General features: G+C 70.0%; 15 protein-coding genes, 1 tRNA gene and 1 riboswitch. Of the genes, 8 read left to right on the top strand and 8 right to left on the bottom strand.

Annotated features, from left to right (window positions below; translation table 11 throughout):
- Positions 1-37 precede the first annotated feature (37 nt).
- Entirely contained in the window at positions 38-1,414 is a 1,377-nt protein-coding gene (locus AC1DG4_RS04715; RefSeq protein WP_477376585.1) for an MFS transporter, read from the top strand.
- A 138-nt stretch (positions 1,415-1,552) separates the two neighbouring features.
- Here the strand turns inward: AC1DG4_RS04715 and AC1DG4_RS04710 are convergent, their stop codons facing one another.
- Together AC1DG4_RS04710 and galU are read right to left on the bottom strand one after the other, a co-directional pair.
- On the bottom strand, positions 1,553-2,230 hold the full coding sequence (locus AC1DG4_RS04710; protein ID WP_477377342.1) for a GNAT family N-acetyltransferase: 678 nt from the start codon (positions 2,228-2,230) through the stop codon (positions 1,553-1,555).
- Positions 2,231-2,255: 25 nt separating this feature from the next.
- Positions 2,256-3,152: a UTP--glucose-1-phosphate uridylyltransferase GalU gene (galU, locus tag AC1DG4_RS04705; RefSeq protein ID WP_477376583.1), complete on the bottom strand. Its 897-nt coding sequence runs from the start codon at positions 3,150-3,152 to the stop codon at positions 2,256-2,258.
- 72 nt (positions 3,153-3,224) lie between these two features.
- Here galU and AC1DG4_RS04700 point away from each other — a divergent pair, with 72 nt between their 5' ends.
- The 3 genes from AC1DG4_RS04700 to mscL are packed head-to-tail and all read left to right on the top strand — an operon-like array spanning position 3,225 to position 4,559.
- Complete coding sequence (locus tag AC1DG4_RS04700; RefSeq protein WP_477421096.1) at positions 3,225-3,815, top strand: 5-formyltetrahydrofolate cyclo-ligase; 591 nt, start codon at positions 3,225-3,227, stop codon at positions 3,813-3,815.
- Positions 3,816-3,844: 29 nt separating this feature from the next.
- On the top strand, positions 3,845-4,120 hold the full coding sequence (locus tag AC1DG4_RS04695; RefSeq protein WP_045273495.1) for an FmdB family zinc ribbon protein: 276 nt from the start codon (positions 3,845-3,847) through the stop codon (positions 4,118-4,120).
- 28 nt (positions 4,121-4,148) lie between these two features.
- Positions 4,149-4,559, top strand: coding sequence for a large conductance mechanosensitive channel protein MscL (mscL, locus tag AC1DG4_RS04690; protein WP_477376579.1), 411 nt, complete (start codon positions 4,149-4,151; stop codon positions 4,557-4,559).
- A gap of 100 nt (positions 4,560-4,659) precedes the next feature.
- On the opposite strand, the gene AC1DG4_RS04685 is transcribed toward mscL, so the two are convergent.
- Together AC1DG4_RS04685 and AC1DG4_RS04680 are read right to left on the bottom strand one after the other, a co-directional pair.
- Positions 4,660-4,893, bottom strand: a complete 234-nt coding sequence (locus AC1DG4_RS04685) for a hypothetical protein (RefSeq protein WP_477376577.1) — start codon at positions 4,891-4,893, stop codon at positions 4,660-4,662.
- Positions 4,886-8,584: an AAA family ATPase gene (locus AC1DG4_RS04680; protein WP_477376575.1), complete on the bottom strand. Its 3,699-nt coding sequence runs from the start codon at positions 8,582-8,584 to the stop codon at positions 4,886-4,888. Before AC1DG4_RS04680 ends, AC1DG4_RS04685 begins: the two co-directional genes overlap by 8 nt.
- Positions 8,585-8,744: 160 nt before the next feature.
- Here AC1DG4_RS04680 and AC1DG4_RS04675 point away from each other — a divergent pair, with 160 nt between their 5' ends.
- The 4 genes from AC1DG4_RS04675 to AC1DG4_RS04660 all read left to right on the top strand — a co-directional run bounded on the left by AC1DG4_RS04675 (position 8,745) and on the right by AC1DG4_RS04660 (position 11,198).
- A complete protein-coding gene (locus AC1DG4_RS04675; RefSeq protein ID WP_477376573.1) occupies positions 8,745-9,302 on the top strand; it encodes a methylated-DNA--[protein]-cysteine S-methyltransferase in 558 nt (185 codons plus the stop codon).
- Positions 9,303-9,498: 196 nt separating this feature from the next.
- Positions 9,499-10,353: a LuxR C-terminal-related transcriptional regulator gene (locus tag AC1DG4_RS04670; protein WP_477376571.1), complete on the top strand. Its 855-nt coding sequence runs from the start codon at positions 9,499-9,501 to the stop codon at positions 10,351-10,353.
- A gap of 43 nt (positions 10,354-10,396) precedes the next feature.
- Positions 10,397-10,461: riboswitch (guanidine-III (ykkC-III) riboswitch) on the top strand.
- 11 nt (positions 10,462-10,472) lie between these two features.
- A complete protein-coding gene (locus tag AC1DG4_RS04665) occupies positions 10,473-10,799 on the top strand; it encodes a DMT family transporter (RefSeq protein WP_477376569.1) in 327 nt (108 codons plus the stop codon).
- Between the two features lie 54 nt (positions 10,800-10,853).
- Entirely contained in the window at positions 10,854-11,198 is a 345-nt protein-coding gene (locus tag AC1DG4_RS04660; RefSeq protein ID WP_477376567.1) for a histone-like nucleoid-structuring protein Lsr2, read from the top strand.
- A gap of 70 nt (positions 11,199-11,268) precedes the next feature.
- Here AC1DG4_RS04660 and AC1DG4_RS04655 read toward each other — a convergent pair.
- The 4 genes from AC1DG4_RS04655 to AC1DG4_RS04640 all read right to left on the bottom strand — a co-directional run bounded on the left by AC1DG4_RS04655 (position 11,269) and on the right by AC1DG4_RS04640 (position 14,070).
- A tRNA-Arg gene (locus AC1DG4_RS04655) sits at positions 11,269-11,342 on the bottom strand.
- A 29-nt stretch (positions 11,343-11,371) separates the two neighbouring features.
- Positions 11,372-11,869, bottom strand: coding sequence for an HNH endonuclease (locus tag AC1DG4_RS04650; protein ID WP_477376565.1), 498 nt, complete (start codon positions 11,867-11,869; stop codon positions 11,372-11,374).
- A gap of 291 nt (positions 11,870-12,160) precedes the next feature.
- Entirely contained in the window at positions 12,161-12,997 is an 837-nt protein-coding gene (locus tag AC1DG4_RS04645) for a M23 family metallopeptidase (protein WP_477376563.1), read from the bottom strand.
- 236 nt (positions 12,998-13,233) lie between these two features.
- On the bottom strand, positions 13,234-14,070 hold the full coding sequence (locus AC1DG4_RS04640; RefSeq protein WP_477376561.1) for a M23 family metallopeptidase: 837 nt from the start codon (positions 14,068-14,070) through the stop codon (positions 13,234-13,236).
- Positions 14,071-14,304 lie beyond the last annotated feature (234 nt).

Genomic DNA, 14,304 nt, shown 5'->3' with positions numbered 1-14,304 from the left:
CGGCCCCGATGTCCTCGCCGGCGAGTAGGGTCGGCTCGTGGCCTCGTTCACCCCTCTGCAGCGGCTCGTCATCTCGGTCGCCGTGCTCGCGTCGTTCGTCACGTTCCTCGACGGCACCGTCGTCACGGTCGCCCTGCCCGCGATCAGCCGCGAGCTGGGCGGTGGCATCACCACCCAGCAGTGGGCGGTCGACGCGTATCTGATCACGCTCAGCGCCCTGATCCTGCTGGCCGGATCCGTCTCCGACGCATACGGGCGGGTGCTGGTGATGCGGATCGGGCTGATCGCGTTCGGGATCGCGTCCGTCGCCGTCGCGGTCGCCCCCACTCCCCTCGTCCTGATCATCGCCCGCGCCGCGCAGGGTGCCGCGGGAGCGCTGCTCGTGCCGAGCTCGCTCGCGCTGATCACCGCCGTGATGCGCGGCGAGGTGCAGTCCAGGGCTATCGGGGTGTGGACGGCCTTCACCACGGCCGCCCAGCTGGTCGGACCGCTGCTCGGCGGGCTGTTCGTGGATCTGCTCTCCTGGCGCTTCGTCTTCCTGATCAACGTGCTGCCGATCGGCGTCACGCTCGTGCTCGTCGCCCGGCTCCACCTGCCGGCGCACGAACGCACCACGCAGGTCGACTGGCTCAGCGGAGCGCTCTGCGCGATCGGCCTCGGCGGCGTCGTCTACGCCCTCATCGAGCAGCCGCACCAGGGCTGGACCTCCCCCGTGATCCTCATCACGGCGATCGGCGGCGCTGCGCTGCTGATCTTCTTCCTGCTGCGCCAGCGCCGCCCGCACCCGCTCATGCCGCTGTCGCTGTTCCGCGTGCGCAACTTCGCCTGGGGCAACCTGTCGACGCTCTTCGTGTACGCGGCACTGTCGCTGAACGGCTTCGTCATCGGCGTCTACCTGCAGCAGGGCGCCGGGCTCAAGGCCACGGAGGCCGGGCTCGCGAGCCTGCCGATCACGATCCTGATGATTCTGCTCAGCTCGCGCATCGGCCGATTGGCGGGCAGGCTCGGGCCCCGGCTGTTCATGACGGTCGGACCGCTGGTCATGGCCGCGGGTGCGCTCCTGCTGCTTCTGGTCTCGGAGCAGTTCGACTACTGGTGGCAGGTGCTGCCGGCGATGATCGTCCTCGGCATCGGCCTGTCACTGACCGTCGCCCCACTCACGTCCGCGATCCTCGGATCCATCGAGGAGAGCAGGTCAGGGATCGCCTCCGCGGTCAACAACGCCGTCTCCCGCGTGGCCGGGCTGCTCGTGGTCGCGATGCTCTCCACGATCGTCGGCGGAACCCTGAACCTCGCGGGCTTCCACAGCGCCACCTGGGTCACCGCCACCCTGTTCGCGATCGGCGGGATCGTGTCGTGGATCGGGATCCGCCGCCCCGTCCCCGAGGCCGTGCCCGAGCCCGCCGAGGGCTGAGCCCCCCACGAGGGTTGCGCACGTTCGGTCGCCGAGGCCCCCTCGCAGCATCCGCGCCCCCTCGCAATGCCGTCCATGCGGAGGGGCGTCGATGCTGCGAGGGGGTCTCGACGCGGTCCAGGCTCGCGTGAGCCGCAGTCAGCCCTGAATCCCGCGCTCGCGATGCAACCCGGCATCGCCCGGCAACCCGGCATCGCCCGGCACGGCGGTCGCGGGCAGATCCGACGCGGGGACGGCCGCCCAGTCGGCGGGAACGCTCCCCGACGCCCAGCGGTTCAGCACGCCCTCTGGCACGTCCTCGCGCACGAGCGAGAACGCGAGGTGGTCACGCCAGTCGCCGTCGATGTGGATGAACCGACGGCGCATCCCCTCATAGTGGAAGCCGAGCTTCTGCACGACCCGCAGACTCGGGCGGTTCTCCGGCCGCAGGCAGATCTCGATCCGGTGCAGCCCCAGGTCCGTGAACGCGAGGTCGGTCGCCATCGCGACGGCGGCGGGCGTGATCCCGTGCCCTGCGAAGCGCTCGCTCACCCAGTAGCCGATGGTCGCGGAGCACAGGGATCCGCGCATGACGCCCCAGATGTTGAGCTGACCGGCGAGCTTGCCGTCGTACTCCATCACGAACGGATAGCCGGTGCCGTCGCGGTACTGCTGCAGCAGCCGCCGGATGCTCACCCGCATGTCGATGCCGGTCTGCAAGCCGGGCAGGGTGGCCTCCCACGGCTGCAGCCAGCGCCGGTTGGTGATCAGCTCGTGCTGCAGCGGGCGCGCGTCCTTGGCCCGGATGAGCCGCAGCTCGACCGGGCCGTGCCGCATCGGTGCCGAGACGTCCACGTTCCGCTCAGATCCTCTCCACGTACTCCTTGAGCCAGACCCGAAGATCCGGCCCGAGGTCGTCGCGGTCCGCGGCGAGCTGCACGATCGCCTTGATGTACTCCAGCCGGTCGCCGGTGTCATAGCGCCGGCCACGGAAGATCACGCCGTGCACGCCGGGACCATCGGGATCCGCGGCGAACTCCTGCAGCGCATCGGTGAGCTGGATCTCCCCGCCCTTGCCCGGCGGGGTGCGCTCGAGGATCGCGAAGATCGAGGGCGGCAGCACGTAACGGCCGATGACTGCGAGGTTCGACGGCGCCTCCTCGCGCGTGGGCTTCTCGATCAGCCCGGTCACGCGCCGGACGTCGTCCGAGGCTCCGTCCGGGACCCCGTCCGGCGCGGCTGTGCCGTACAAGTGGATCTGGTCGGGATCCACCTCCATGAGGGCGATCACCGCCGCGCCGCTCCGCTCGTGCTCGGCGATCATCGCGGTCAGCAGCGGATCGCGCTCGTCCATGAGGTCATCGCCGAGCAGGACCGCGAAGGAGGTATCCCCGACATGCGTGCGGGCGCGGAGCACCGCATGCCCGAGCCCCTTGGGCTCGCCCTGGCGGAGGTAATGGATGTCGGCCATGTCGCTGGATGCGACGACGCGGGCGAGCCGGCGGTGGTCGCCCTTCTGAGTCAGCTTGCCCTCGAGCTCCGGCATCTGATCGAAGTGATCGGAGATCGCGTTCTTGTTGCGGCCGATGATGACGAGGATGTCGTCGATGCCCGCGGCCACGGCCTCCTCGACCACGTACTGGATCGCGGGCTTGTCGACGACCGGCAGCATCTCCTTGGGCATCGCCTTCGTCGCGGGCAGGAAGCGCGTGCCCAGGCCGGCCGCGGGGATGACCGCCTTGATACGTGCCTTCGTCATCTGCTCAGCTTACGGGCGCGGAGCATCTTCGGGCCGGAGCGGGCTCGGCGGCTCCCCGGTAGAATCGAGGCCATGCCCGGCGACATCGACCATGCGAAGCGCGCGCTGCGCGCCGATCTGCGCGAGCGCCGCAGCCTGCTGTCCGATCAGCAGCGCGCCGCCGCCGAGACGGCACTCACCGCCCGCCTTGACGAGTTGATCGCCGCAACCGGCRCTCGTTCGATCTCCTGCTTCCTCTCCACCACGACCGAGCCGGGCACGCGCGCCTTCATCCGCGCCGCGGTCGCCCGCGGAATCAGGGTCCTGCTGCCGATCACCCGCGAGGACGGCCTGCTCGACTGGGCGGTGGCCGGATCCGACGAGGAGATCACGACGGGTCTGCACGGACTGCCCGAGCCCACCGGCGAGATCCTCAACCCGATGGTGCTGGACGAGGTGGATCTGCTGCTCATCCCCGCAGCCGCCGTCGACCGCACCGGGATGCGGATGGGCTGGGGCCGCGGCTACTTCGACCGCACGCTCGGCTCAATGCAGAAGTGCCCTCCCGCCTATGCCGTCGTCTTCGACTCCGAGATCCTCGACGAGGTGCCCCACGATGTGCACGACCAGCCGGTCACCGGCGCCGTCACGCCGCTGCGCACCGTCGTCTTCCCCCTGACCTGACCCTCCAAACCGAGATCTGCGAGGCCCCCATGCCCACCTACTCCTACGCCTGCACCGCCTGCGGGCATCGCTTCGACGCCGTGCAGTCGTTCTCCGACAGCACCCTCACAGAGTGCCCCGAATGCCAGGGCCGCCTGCGCAAGGAGTACGGATCCATCGGTGTGACCTTCAACGGCTCGGGCTTCTATCGCACCGACTCCCGCGCGGGGTCTGGGGTTTCCTCTTCCACGGGGGCATCATCGAAGTCGGAATCGACGGCGAGCGCCACACCTGCGCCCGCCTCCGCACCGGCCTCTGGATCCTGAGGCCGACCATTCAGGGGAGAGAAAAAGCATGATCAAGGGCTTCAGGGAGTTCATCCTCCGCGGCAATGTCATCGACCTGGCCGTCGCGGTCGTCATCGGCGCAGCTTTCTCGGCGATTGTCGATGCGGTCGTCAAGGGTCTCATCAACCCGCTCATCGCACTGTTTTTCAGCGCTCAGGACCTCAACCACCTGGTCTGGGGCGTCTCGAACATGCAGGGAACGACGACCAACTTCGCCTACGGTGCGATCATCGGCGCGATCATCAACTTCCTCGCCGTGGCCGTCGTCGTCTACTTCGCGTTCGTGATGCCGATGAACCACTTCAACCAGCGCCGCGCCGCCAAGGCGGGCGTCACCGAAGAGCCCGAGTCCCTGCCTTCCGAGCAGGAGCTGCTCATCCAGATCCGCGACCTGCTCGAGAAGCAGAAGTCGGCCTGATCGGACCGGTTGCTGAGCGCGAAGCGCAGCGACAAGACGAAGCACCGACGCCCCGGCGCCCTCGTGGCGACCGGGGCGTCGTCGCGTCTGCGGTCCCGCGTCAGTAGTGCGGCGGTACCTCACGGCGCAGCGCCGCGTCGTTCGGGCCGGAGGCGCCCTTCGCCTCCGTGCCGGACTCGCGATCGCGCTCATCGGGTTCGGCGTGCGTGCCGGGGGCGGCCGTCAGGCGCGCGCGACGCGACCCTCGGACGCGTACGATGCGCTGCCGGGATCCGGAGTCGCCGGAACCCGCCTCGACCGACTCAGGCGACGCGGACGGCTCGTCGTCAGGCATCGTCCAGATCGAGCGGCTGGGTGTCGCCGTCCACGCGCGGCGCGTCGAGGGGGACCCCGAGCACCTCGCCGATGCGACGTGCGACCCCGGCGGGATCGCTGTACAGATCGAAGGCATGCACGCGGATGTAGTGCCAGCCCAGCCGCCGCAGCACCTGGGGGCGAAGCCGCAGCGTCTCCCGGAGCGATTCGGCACGCGATTCCGGGTCCGGTTCGATCACGACCGCCTTGCCGGCATGCTGCGCCACGAGGGGCAGCAGACCGCGGTAGTCCACGTCGACCGAGACGCCGATGCGGCGCAGCTCGCGGGCGAGGGCGAGGGTCAGAGGATCCGCCTGGTCCTCCGCACGTTCCTCGCGCGTGTGTCCGGCGAGGTCGCCGAGGATCGACATGAGCGTGGCCGCCCCGTGGTCCAGGCGCCCCTCGTCGAACGAGGACGGGCGGATCGACGACACGATCACCATCGAGCGGCGCGCCCTGGTCATGCCGATCGTGAGCAGGCGGTCGCCATCGGGCGAGGACAGATCGCCGAAGTCGCTGAGCACACGGCCGTGCTTGGTGACGCCGTAGCCGAGCGAGAAGATCACGCGGTCGCGACTCTCGGCCGCAGCCTCCTCGAGCGTCAGCACGATGAAGGGCTCCTGCGTGTCCCTGCCGACGAACTCGGCCACATCGCTGCGGCCCGCGAAGGCGATCGACACCGCGGCGAAGACCCGCTCGGCGTGCGTGCGGCTGGCCGTGACGACCATGAGCGACTCGGTGGGGCGATGCACCGCGTGCTCGACCACGAGTGTCACGATGCGCGCGACCTCGGCCTCCGGGCTCTCCATCGCGCCGGTCTCGGGATGCGGGATCCCCACACCGCCCTCGACGTAGTCCACCGTCAGCGACCCGCGACCGAGGTAAGAACCCGCCCACGGCAGGGAGACGATCTCGCCGCCGTAGAAGGCGTCGTTGATGAGCGAGGCCAGATCCTCGCCGCCGGCGCGGTAGCTGCGGGTCAGGGTGACCACCGGCAGCAGCTCGGAGAGGCGCTCGAAGACGGACACCTCGTCGAACGGATGCTCCTCCTCGCGGTCCTCCGAGGGCACCGTGGCGACCTGGAACGCGGTCGGCTTCTGCAGCACGGGATCGCCGAACGCGACGACCTGACGAGCGCGGCGGATCGCCGGGGTCGCCTCGGCCAGGTTGATCGCGGCGGCGTCGACGAGGATCACGGTGTCGAACTCCACCGAGTCCGGCAGGTCCGGCACCTGATAGGGCGAGGCGATCCAGACCGGCGCGAGCACGCGCATGAGTGTGGGGGCCGCAGCCACGAGCTCCGCGACCGTGGTGCGGTGCTGCGTGAGCCCGTGCCGGAGGTTCTGCGCCTCGGCGGCCTCGTCCACGATCGAGATCCGCCACTGGCCGCTCAGCTGCCAGGCGAGCAGCGGGCCCGCCGCCCCGGCGTGCGCCTCGTCCACGAGGCGGAAGTCGCGCTCGAGCTGGTCGACGACCGAGGTGTTCGCGCCCAGCAGGGAGCGGTTCTGCCGCAGCGCCTGCTCGAGCAGGGACTGCCACCAGGCGTACTCCAGCTCGGCGCCGACCCGGTCTTCGGAGAGGTGCCGGGTGGACAGGTCGATGAGGAGCGGCTCGAGGCCGAGCCCCGCCAGCTCGTCGCGGATGCGGGCGCGCTCGATGAGGTTGTCGAAGACGTCCGACTTCGCCGCGAGTCCGGCGAGCGTGCGCAGCAGACGCGCGACCGGAAGCGTCGCGAGCGGCTCCCGGCGCCCCAGAGCCGTGTCGAGCTCGGCGAGCTGCGCGTCGACGTCGCGCCAGGCGACGGAGACGTCGGCGAGACCGAGCGGCACCTCTGGCGCGACACCGGCGTCGACGTAGCGCTGCCATTCGGTGCGCTGGGCCTGGATGCGGGTGAGCGCGTCGTGCATGTCGCCCACATGCGCCCCGGGGCGTACGTACTCCTTGGCGAGCTGGCGCAGACGGCGACGGTTCGCGCCGGTCATCGCCGCATTGTCCCGGCGGCTGCCGTGCGCCTTGATGAGCTCGCCGAGCGGGCGCTCGAACACAGCCGGGGTGAAATGGTCGAGCGAATCGCGGATCCCCCGCAGCAGACGCAGGTACTCGCCGAGCTCCGAGATCGTCGCGAACGGGCGCATGTGCGTCTGGGCGACGAGCTCGTATCCCAGCTCGAGCAGTTCCGGCACGGTGCGCGCGTGCAGGGCCTCGGCGAGCGCGTGCACGCGGTGCGCCTCGTCCGACGAGGAGAAGACGACCCCGTACCAGGGCGAGTCGTCGGGGCCGAACCGGAACTCCCCCAGCCGCGCGGCCTGCGCCAGCGCCTCCGCGGCGTGCGTGCGATCCTCCGCGAGGTTCTGCAGCGCAGGGCGCCCGAGCCGCGCCGTCGTGGTCGGCGGAGTCGGGAGCAGGGCCAGCCGTGTGAGCATGCGGGTGGCATCGAGCACGCTCGCGCCCAGCGCCGGATCGGTCTCGGTCAGCGCGCGGCGATAGTCGCGCAGCACCGTGCGCAGCCGCAGCAGGGCGTCATCGATCTCCGCGAGCTTGGGAGCCGCGGCCTTCTCGTTGCGCCCGATCGCGCGCACCAGATCCCGGCGCACCGATCCCGGCGAGACGGCGAACCCGTCCAGCCCGATCCCGCTCAGACGGTGCCGCACGCCGTCGAGCGTCGAGCGGCGGGGCGAGACGACGAGCACGCGCTTGCCCGCGCGCACCAGCTCACCGATCGCGTTGATCACGGTCTGGGTCCCGCCGGTTCCCGGAAGGGTCGAGACCGTGAGGGAATGCCCGGCCGCGATGCGGGCGAGCACCTGCTCCTGCTCGTTGTCGGCGTCGAGGAGGAGGTTGTCCGAGGCCGGGGCACGGTCGTCGGGCCCGGCCGTGGACGGCTGCGGTCCCGGCGCGGAGACGCGCTCGCGGTCGGCCGCATGGCCGGCCAGTGCGTTGAGCATCGGGTGGTCGAGGTCATGCGCATCGCGGGCCATCGCCGTGCCGACGTCGGCGAACGTGGACACCATCATGCGCGGCTGCACCGAGAACGTGTCGACGGATGCGGTGGCCGCCCGCAGCATGTCGATCGCCGGCTGCGGCGCGAACACGCCGTTCTGGTACGCCAGAGCGGCGAGCCGGGCGTCGTCGATCGTGATCCCGAAGTGATCGCGCGCGATGCGCACGAGCTCGGGGTTGAGGAAGAACTGTCCGTGCAGCTTCAGCTCGTAGTCCGCGTAGTGCCGGCGGATCGCGAGCGGACGCAGCAGCATCGGGGCGGCGTAGTCGACGCCGCCGATCCGCCAGGTGCACAGCCCGACCGCGAGGTGCACGGCATCGAGGCCGCGCACGGTGCGCAGCTCGGTGTTCTTCGCCGTGATCCGGTCGGCGGCGAGGCGCGCGCCGCGAAGCCCCACCTCATCGCGGAACAGGTTGGACAGCAACGTGGAACGGCCCGTGATGAACTGCGGCAGGCTGCCGGGGTGAGCCCGCGAGATGTCGATCCCGCCCGCCGCGACATCGCGATACGCGGTCAGCGGCGAGGGGCCGCCGAGCTCCGCTGCTTCCGCCCTGAGGCGGGCTCGCTCAGCCGTCGCGGCGTGCACCGCTTGCACGCCCGGCTCTGCCACATCGACGTCGCCGGGCGTCACGGACTTCTCCTCCGCGTTCTTCCCGTCACGTCGCCACACACGACAAAGACTAGGCGTGGTGGATGGGCAGAACCGTCAGATCCACTGGGTTTCGCCGGATTCAGGTGCTTTCTCCCTCCACAGCGGGTCTTTTCCGCATTCTTCGCACCGATTGCGGATCCGGCCGTCCTGCGCACACGTGGTGACCGAGGATGGGTGCATGACCTACCGCTACGACTTCGCCGACACCCCGTTCGGGGATGCGCTGTGTGTGTTCTCCGACGTGGGGCTCGTGGCGTTCGACCTGCCGGAGGGGATGCACCGCGACTCCCCCTGGGCGCTCGAGGCGACCGCGCGGATGCTGCACGCCGTGCCGGAACCCGATCCGGGTGCGAGCGCGGAGATGGACGAGCTGCTGCAGGCGTACTTCTCCGGAGAGCCGATCCGCTTCGATCGGGAGCTCACCCTGGACTGGCGGCTCACCAACGGGTTCACCCGCTCCGCACTGCAGTCCGTGTGCGAGATCCCCTGGGGCGAGAGTGCGAGCTACGGCGAGATCGCGGCGATGGCCGGCAGCCCGGGTGCCGCCCGAGCGGTGGGCACGGCATGCAGGAACACGCCCTTCTCGATCGTCGTGCCCGTGCATCGCGTGGTGCGAGCGGACGGCTCGCCCGGCGAGTACGGCGCGCATCCCGAACGCAAGCGGTACCTCCTGGACCTGGAGGCGGATGCGGCCGCCCGAGCCCATCCCGTGCACGACGTCCGCCCCGGTGTGTAGGCCGCCGGGGCGGACGTTCCCCCCTCTGGAGAGGGGGCGTCACGTCGGCACCGGACATCCGCGCGTCGATGGTACCGGCCCGGACTGCTTCGGCCTCCGGCGGGATTCTCCGCCAGGCCCTCACACGCGCCGGAGTGATAGCGTCGACGCTACAAAACGACGGGACGGGGTGGACACCTCGGAAGCTGGTAGTCGGGTGAACTCGTTCGAGACAGTCGGATCCGACGCGGATCTGGTCGCGCAGGCCGTGCGCGAGCTGATCCGGCGCACCCGCTTCCCCGTCGCATTCGGCGGCCTGCTCGACAGCGGCGAGGTCCCGGTCACCGCGATCGTCGGCTCTCGCACGCGGAGCCTCGAGGGACTGCGGGTGCAGCCGCAGCGCGGTCTCGGCGGGCGAGCGATGATCGAACTGCGCCCGCGCATGACGCACGACTACGGCGCCTCGCAGCAGATCACGCACGACTACGACGGCTTCGTCCTGGGCGAGGGGCTGCGCACTCTGCTCGCGATCCCGGTGATCGTGTCGGGGCGGCCTCGCGGTGTGCTGTACGCGGGCGCCTGGGAGGAGCCGCCGGCCGGCGGGATCACCACCGCGCCGGCGATGCAGATCGCCGACGCGCTCGCCGGTGAGCTGCGCATCCGCGAGGAGGTGGAGCGACGACTGCGCTCGGCGAGCGCGCCCACTCCCCCGCCTGCGCTGAGTCCCGCGCATCGCGAAGAGCTGCGGGAGAGCTTCGCCGAGCTGCGCTCGATCGCCGCCCTCGTGCCGGACGAGACCGTGCGCGAACGCCTCGGAGAGCTCGAGCGCCGTCTGCTGGCCCTCTCCGCTCCGTCACCGCTCCCGCGCACCTCCGAGGTTCGCCTCTCCCCCCGCGAGCTCGACGTGCTGAGCTGTGCAGCGCTCGGCCAGACCAACGCGCAGGTCGCCGCCGAGCTGGGGCTGCGCGAGTCGACGGTGAAGGCGTATCTGGGCACGGCGATGGCGAAGCTCGACGCCCCGACCCGGCATGCCGCTGTCGCGCGGGCGCGGCGCGACGGGCTGATCCCCTGAGCCGAGCTGCACTGCTCCTGCCCAGGCGTCCGCGGTAATCTCGACACAGCGCATTGCGCACCCGGACGAGGCGGGCCAGTACCCGGACAGCGAAAAGACTGGCTCTCAGGAGGCCCGCCATGGCGTGGATCGTGCTCATCATCTCCGGAGTCTGCGAAGCCGTCTGGGCGACGGCCCTCGGCAAGTCCGAGGGATTCACCCGGCTGTGGCCCAGCATCATCTTCGTCGTCGGTCTGGTGGCATCGATGTTCGGGCTGGGCTGGGCGATGCGAGAGATCCCGACCGCCACTGCTTATGCGGTGTGGGTGGGCGTCGGCGCCTCGCTCACCGTCGTCTGGGCCATGATCACCGGCGATTCCGAAGTGTCCTGGATGAGGATCCTGTTGATCCTCGGTCTGGTGGGGTGCATTGTCGGATTGAAGTTGATCGATCCGGGACATTCATGACATTCCGCATTTCAATCATTGCCACGGACAATTCCTGCACGTAGATTTGTCACCATGGCACGCAAAATTGTTCACCAGCTCGTCGACGATATCGACGGTTCCGTTCTCGAAGTGGGCGAGGGCGAGACCGTGCATTTCTCGCTCGACGGTTCCGCCTATGAGATCGATCTGACCAGCGCTCACGCCGCAGACCTGCGTGCGGCGCTCGCTCCGTTCATCTCTTCGGGCCGGCGCACGCAGCGCGCGGCGACCGGGCGCCCGTCCGCCGCGGCCAAGCGTCCGAACCGCAACCCGGAGACCGCGGCGATCCGCGCCTGGGCCGGCGACAACGGCCACAAGCTCTCCGAGCGCGGCCGCATTCCGGCCGACGTGATCGAGGCGTACCGCGCCGCGCACTGACCGCGAATCAATACGAGAAGGGACCGTCCTCAGGGACGGTCCCTTCTCGTCTGCTTTCTTCTTCTGCTTGTGCCCCCGACAGGATTCGAACCTGCGACCTGCCCTTTAGGAGAGGGCCGCTCTATCCGACTGAGCTACGAAGGCGCTCTCCCAGTGTACGAGCACACGCGGCCCTATGCCGCCATCTCCAGGTAGGGCTCCCAGCGAGGGTCGCCCCGTTCTGATCCGCGCACCGTCCATCCCGTCCCCCGTGGCGGAGCGGGCGTCAGGCGCAGCTCCCAGCCCATCTCCTGCGGAGTGCGATCACTCTTGACGTTGTTGCAGCGCAGACAGCAGGCGACGAGGTTCTCCCAGGAGTTCTTGCCCCCGCGCGAACGCGGCAGCACGTGGTCGATGGTGGATGCGGACTTCCCGCAGTAGCCGCAGCGATTGCCGTCACGGCGCAGCACCCCGCGTCTCGTGACGGGCGCATGCCGGGCTCTCGGCATCCGCACGTACCGGCTCAGCACGATAACGGCGGGGCGGTCGAAGCGGCCGCTCGCCGCCCAGACGGGATCGTCGACGGCGCATTCCACGACGGACGCCTTCTTGTTCATGACCAGCACGATCGCGCGTCTGAACGACACGACCGCGAGCGGTTCGTACCCAGCGTTGAGCACCAGTGTGCGCATCCTGCATCCCTTCGATCCGACCGGGACGGCTTCCCGGTCTCTCGACCGTGCGCAGACAGAGGGTCCGCAGGATACGAAAACGGCGCTGTCTACGAGAGACAGCGCCGTGAGCGCACGGGTGATCCGTGCAGATCCTGCGGGCAATGCCGAAGAACGAGTCGACCGAGTGCATCCGTGGTTCGGATGCTCGGTATTCGTCCCATCGTGTTCCTCCGCCCTTGCGACGACGGAATCAGGCTAGCCCATGCTCCGACGACGACGCGGAGAACTTCCGGTGAACGCCGTGACGGATCAGCGGACGTTGACCTGGAGCCACGCGAGAGGGTCGATCTCGGTGTTGTTCACGAGCACCTCGAAGTGCAGGCAGGATCCGGACACCCAGCCGGTGTTCCCGACCTCACCGAGGTACTGGCCGGCGGTGACGCACTGGCCCACTCCGACCGCTCGGCTGCCGTAGTTCATGTGCCCGTACAGCGTGGAGATCGCGGCGGATCCGCTCAGTGCGGGGTGGGAGAGCTCGACCGTCTCGCCGTAGCCGCCGTAGCCGTCCTGGGAGATCGTGACGCAGCCGTCCGCGGCGGCATAGATCGGAGTGCCGATCGGCGCGGCGAAGTCCTGGCCCATGTGGCTGCGACCGCTGCGGGCCGCGCCGAAGCCATCGCTCAGCGTGTAGGAGCCGGCCGCCATCGGGTAGATGACCTGTCCGGGGTTCGCGATCGGAGCCATGTTGGTGCGCACGGACGCGACCGAGGGCTTGGCGGCGGCGGCCTCTGCCGCGGCCTTGGCGGCGGCGAGAGCGGCTTGCTCCGCCTTCTTCTGCTCGATCTCCTGCGGAGTCGTCGCGGTGAAGGAGCCGCGTGTGCCGGCGACAGCCGTCGCCTCGGATGCGACGACGATCGACTGCGCGTGACCGGCGGCGATCTGCTGAGCGGTCGCCGGCGAGGCGGTCGCGGGTGCGGCGCCGGTCGCGAGCGCGGGCAAGGCGATCGCTGTCACCAGTGCTCCCACCGCGGCGAGGACGGCGAAGGTGCGGATCGGGCGCACCACGGATCGGGAGACCGGGTTCTTCGCACGCTTCGGGGAACGCGTGTCGACGGACGTGTCGGTCTGTTCGAGTTCTTCGGCCAAGGGCTTCCTCCAGGCCTCGGCGCCGTGCGTCGGCTCGTCCGTACTCGCGTGCGCGTCGGGATTTCGACGCACATCAGGATGACCACGGCGGTGACGAACCGGGAGGCTGCCGCCGGGCTTATCGCCGACGGGCTTCTCGTCGACGACCTCCCCGACGTTACCCGATCGTGATGAATCTGTCACCCCCTGATTCGGGACGACCGATCCGAGCGGCCGCCGGAGACGGCTGAGGCCGGTCAACCCGCGTTCGCGGCGAGCCAGGGCTCGGGGTCGATGACAGAGCCGCCGATGCGCACCTCGAAGTGCAAGTGGGATCCGTACGAGTTGCCGGTGTTGCCGACGAGGCCGATGAGCTGGCCTGCGGAGACCTGGTCGCCCGCCTCCACCATCCGGCTGCCGTAGACCATGTGACCGTAGCGGGTCTCCACCATGGTGCCGTTGAGGTTGCTCATGATCATCATCGAGACGCCGTAGCCGCCGATGCTCTCGGCGGAGGCCGTCACGGTGCCGGCGGCAGCGGCGTAGATCGGCGTTCCCTGGGGCGCGATCATGTCCCAGCCCTCGTGGCCGCGGCCTGAGCCGGGGCCCTCGCCGGGCGTGAAGCTCGTGACCGGATAGCGCACGGCGCCGGAGCCCGGAGCGACCAGCGCCATCCCGGCAAGAGACGGGCGGGAGCTGCTGGCCGTCGCGGCGGATGCCGCGGAGGCTGCGGCGGCCGCCGCAGCGGCCCGCGCTGCAGCGGCTTCCTCGGCCTTGCGCTTCTCGATCTCGTCGGGCGTTGTCGCGGCGAACTGCCCGCGCGTGCTCGGGGCCTGCGTGGCCTCGGACGCGACCACGATCGACTGGGCGTTGTCGGCCGCCAGTTGCTCGGTGGTCACCGGAGCTGCGTCCGCCGCACCGCTCGTCGAGACGAAGGCCGGGAGGGCGATCGCGGCGACCAGGGCGCCGACGGCCCCGAGGATCGCCACGGTCCGCACCGGGCGCACGAAGGCACCGGATCGCGTCGCAGCCTTTCGGCGCGTGGTCGCGTCGGCGCTCGTCTGGCTCGTGGTCTCGATCGTGGTGTCAGGCAAAGTCTGTCCTCCGGCCTCTGCGCGAAGTCGCGCCGGTCCGTCGTCGATCGGGTCGGTCCGCACAGGGTTCGGACGCATGTCTCCCCACGGCGGCGACGGGCCGATGAGGCGAGCGCCGTGGAGTCCGTCGACGGGCTTCTCGTCAACGGCCCTCTCGACGTTACCGGAAAGTCACGAACGTGTCACGCTGCCCCAAGGATCCGCTGAACGCCCATTTCCCGCGGGTCCCGCGAT

It is taken from the genome of Microbacterium sp. 05N427 (assembly GCF_056397105.1).
Note: the sequence above shows the minus strand (reverse complement) of the source record. Positions and strands in the feature narration are given on the sequence as shown.

Excerpts from the sequence above, each read along its gene's own strand:
- AC1DG4_RS04665 (WP_477376569.1), top strand. The coding sequence starts at position 10,473 with ATGGCGTGGATCGTGCTCATCATCTCCGGAGTCTGCGAAGCCGTCTGG.
- AC1DG4_RS04695 (WP_045273495.1), top strand. The coding sequence starts at position 3,845 with ATGCCCACCTACTCCTACGCCTGCACCGCCTGCGGGCATCGCTTCGAC.
- galU (WP_477376583.1), bottom strand. The coding sequence starts at position 3,152 with ATGACGAAGGCACGTATCAAGGCGGTCATCCCCGCGGCCGGCCTGGGC.
- AC1DG4_RS04685 (WP_477376577.1), bottom strand. The coding sequence starts at position 4,893 with ATGCCTGACGACGAGCCGTCCGCGTCGCCTGAGTCGGTCGAGGCGGGT.
- AC1DG4_RS04650 (WP_477376565.1), bottom strand. The coding sequence starts at position 11,869 with ATGCGCACACTGGTGCTCAACGCTGGGTACGAACCGCTCGCGGTCGTG.
- AC1DG4_RS04675 (WP_477376573.1), top strand. The coding sequence starts at position 8,745 with ATGACCTACCGCTACGACTTCGCCGACACCCCGTTCGGGGATGCGCTG.
- AC1DG4_RS04660 (WP_477376567.1), top strand. The coding sequence starts at position 10,854 with ATGGCACGCAAAATTGTTCACCAGCTCGTCGACGATATCGACGGTTCC.
- mscL (WP_477376579.1), top strand. The coding sequence starts at position 4,149 with ATGATCAAGGGCTTCAGGGAGTTCATCCTCCGCGGCAATGTCATCGAC.
- AC1DG4_RS04710 (WP_477377342.1), bottom strand. The coding sequence starts at position 2,230 with ATGCGGCACGGCCCGGTCGAGCTGCGGCTCATCCGGGCCAAGGACGCG.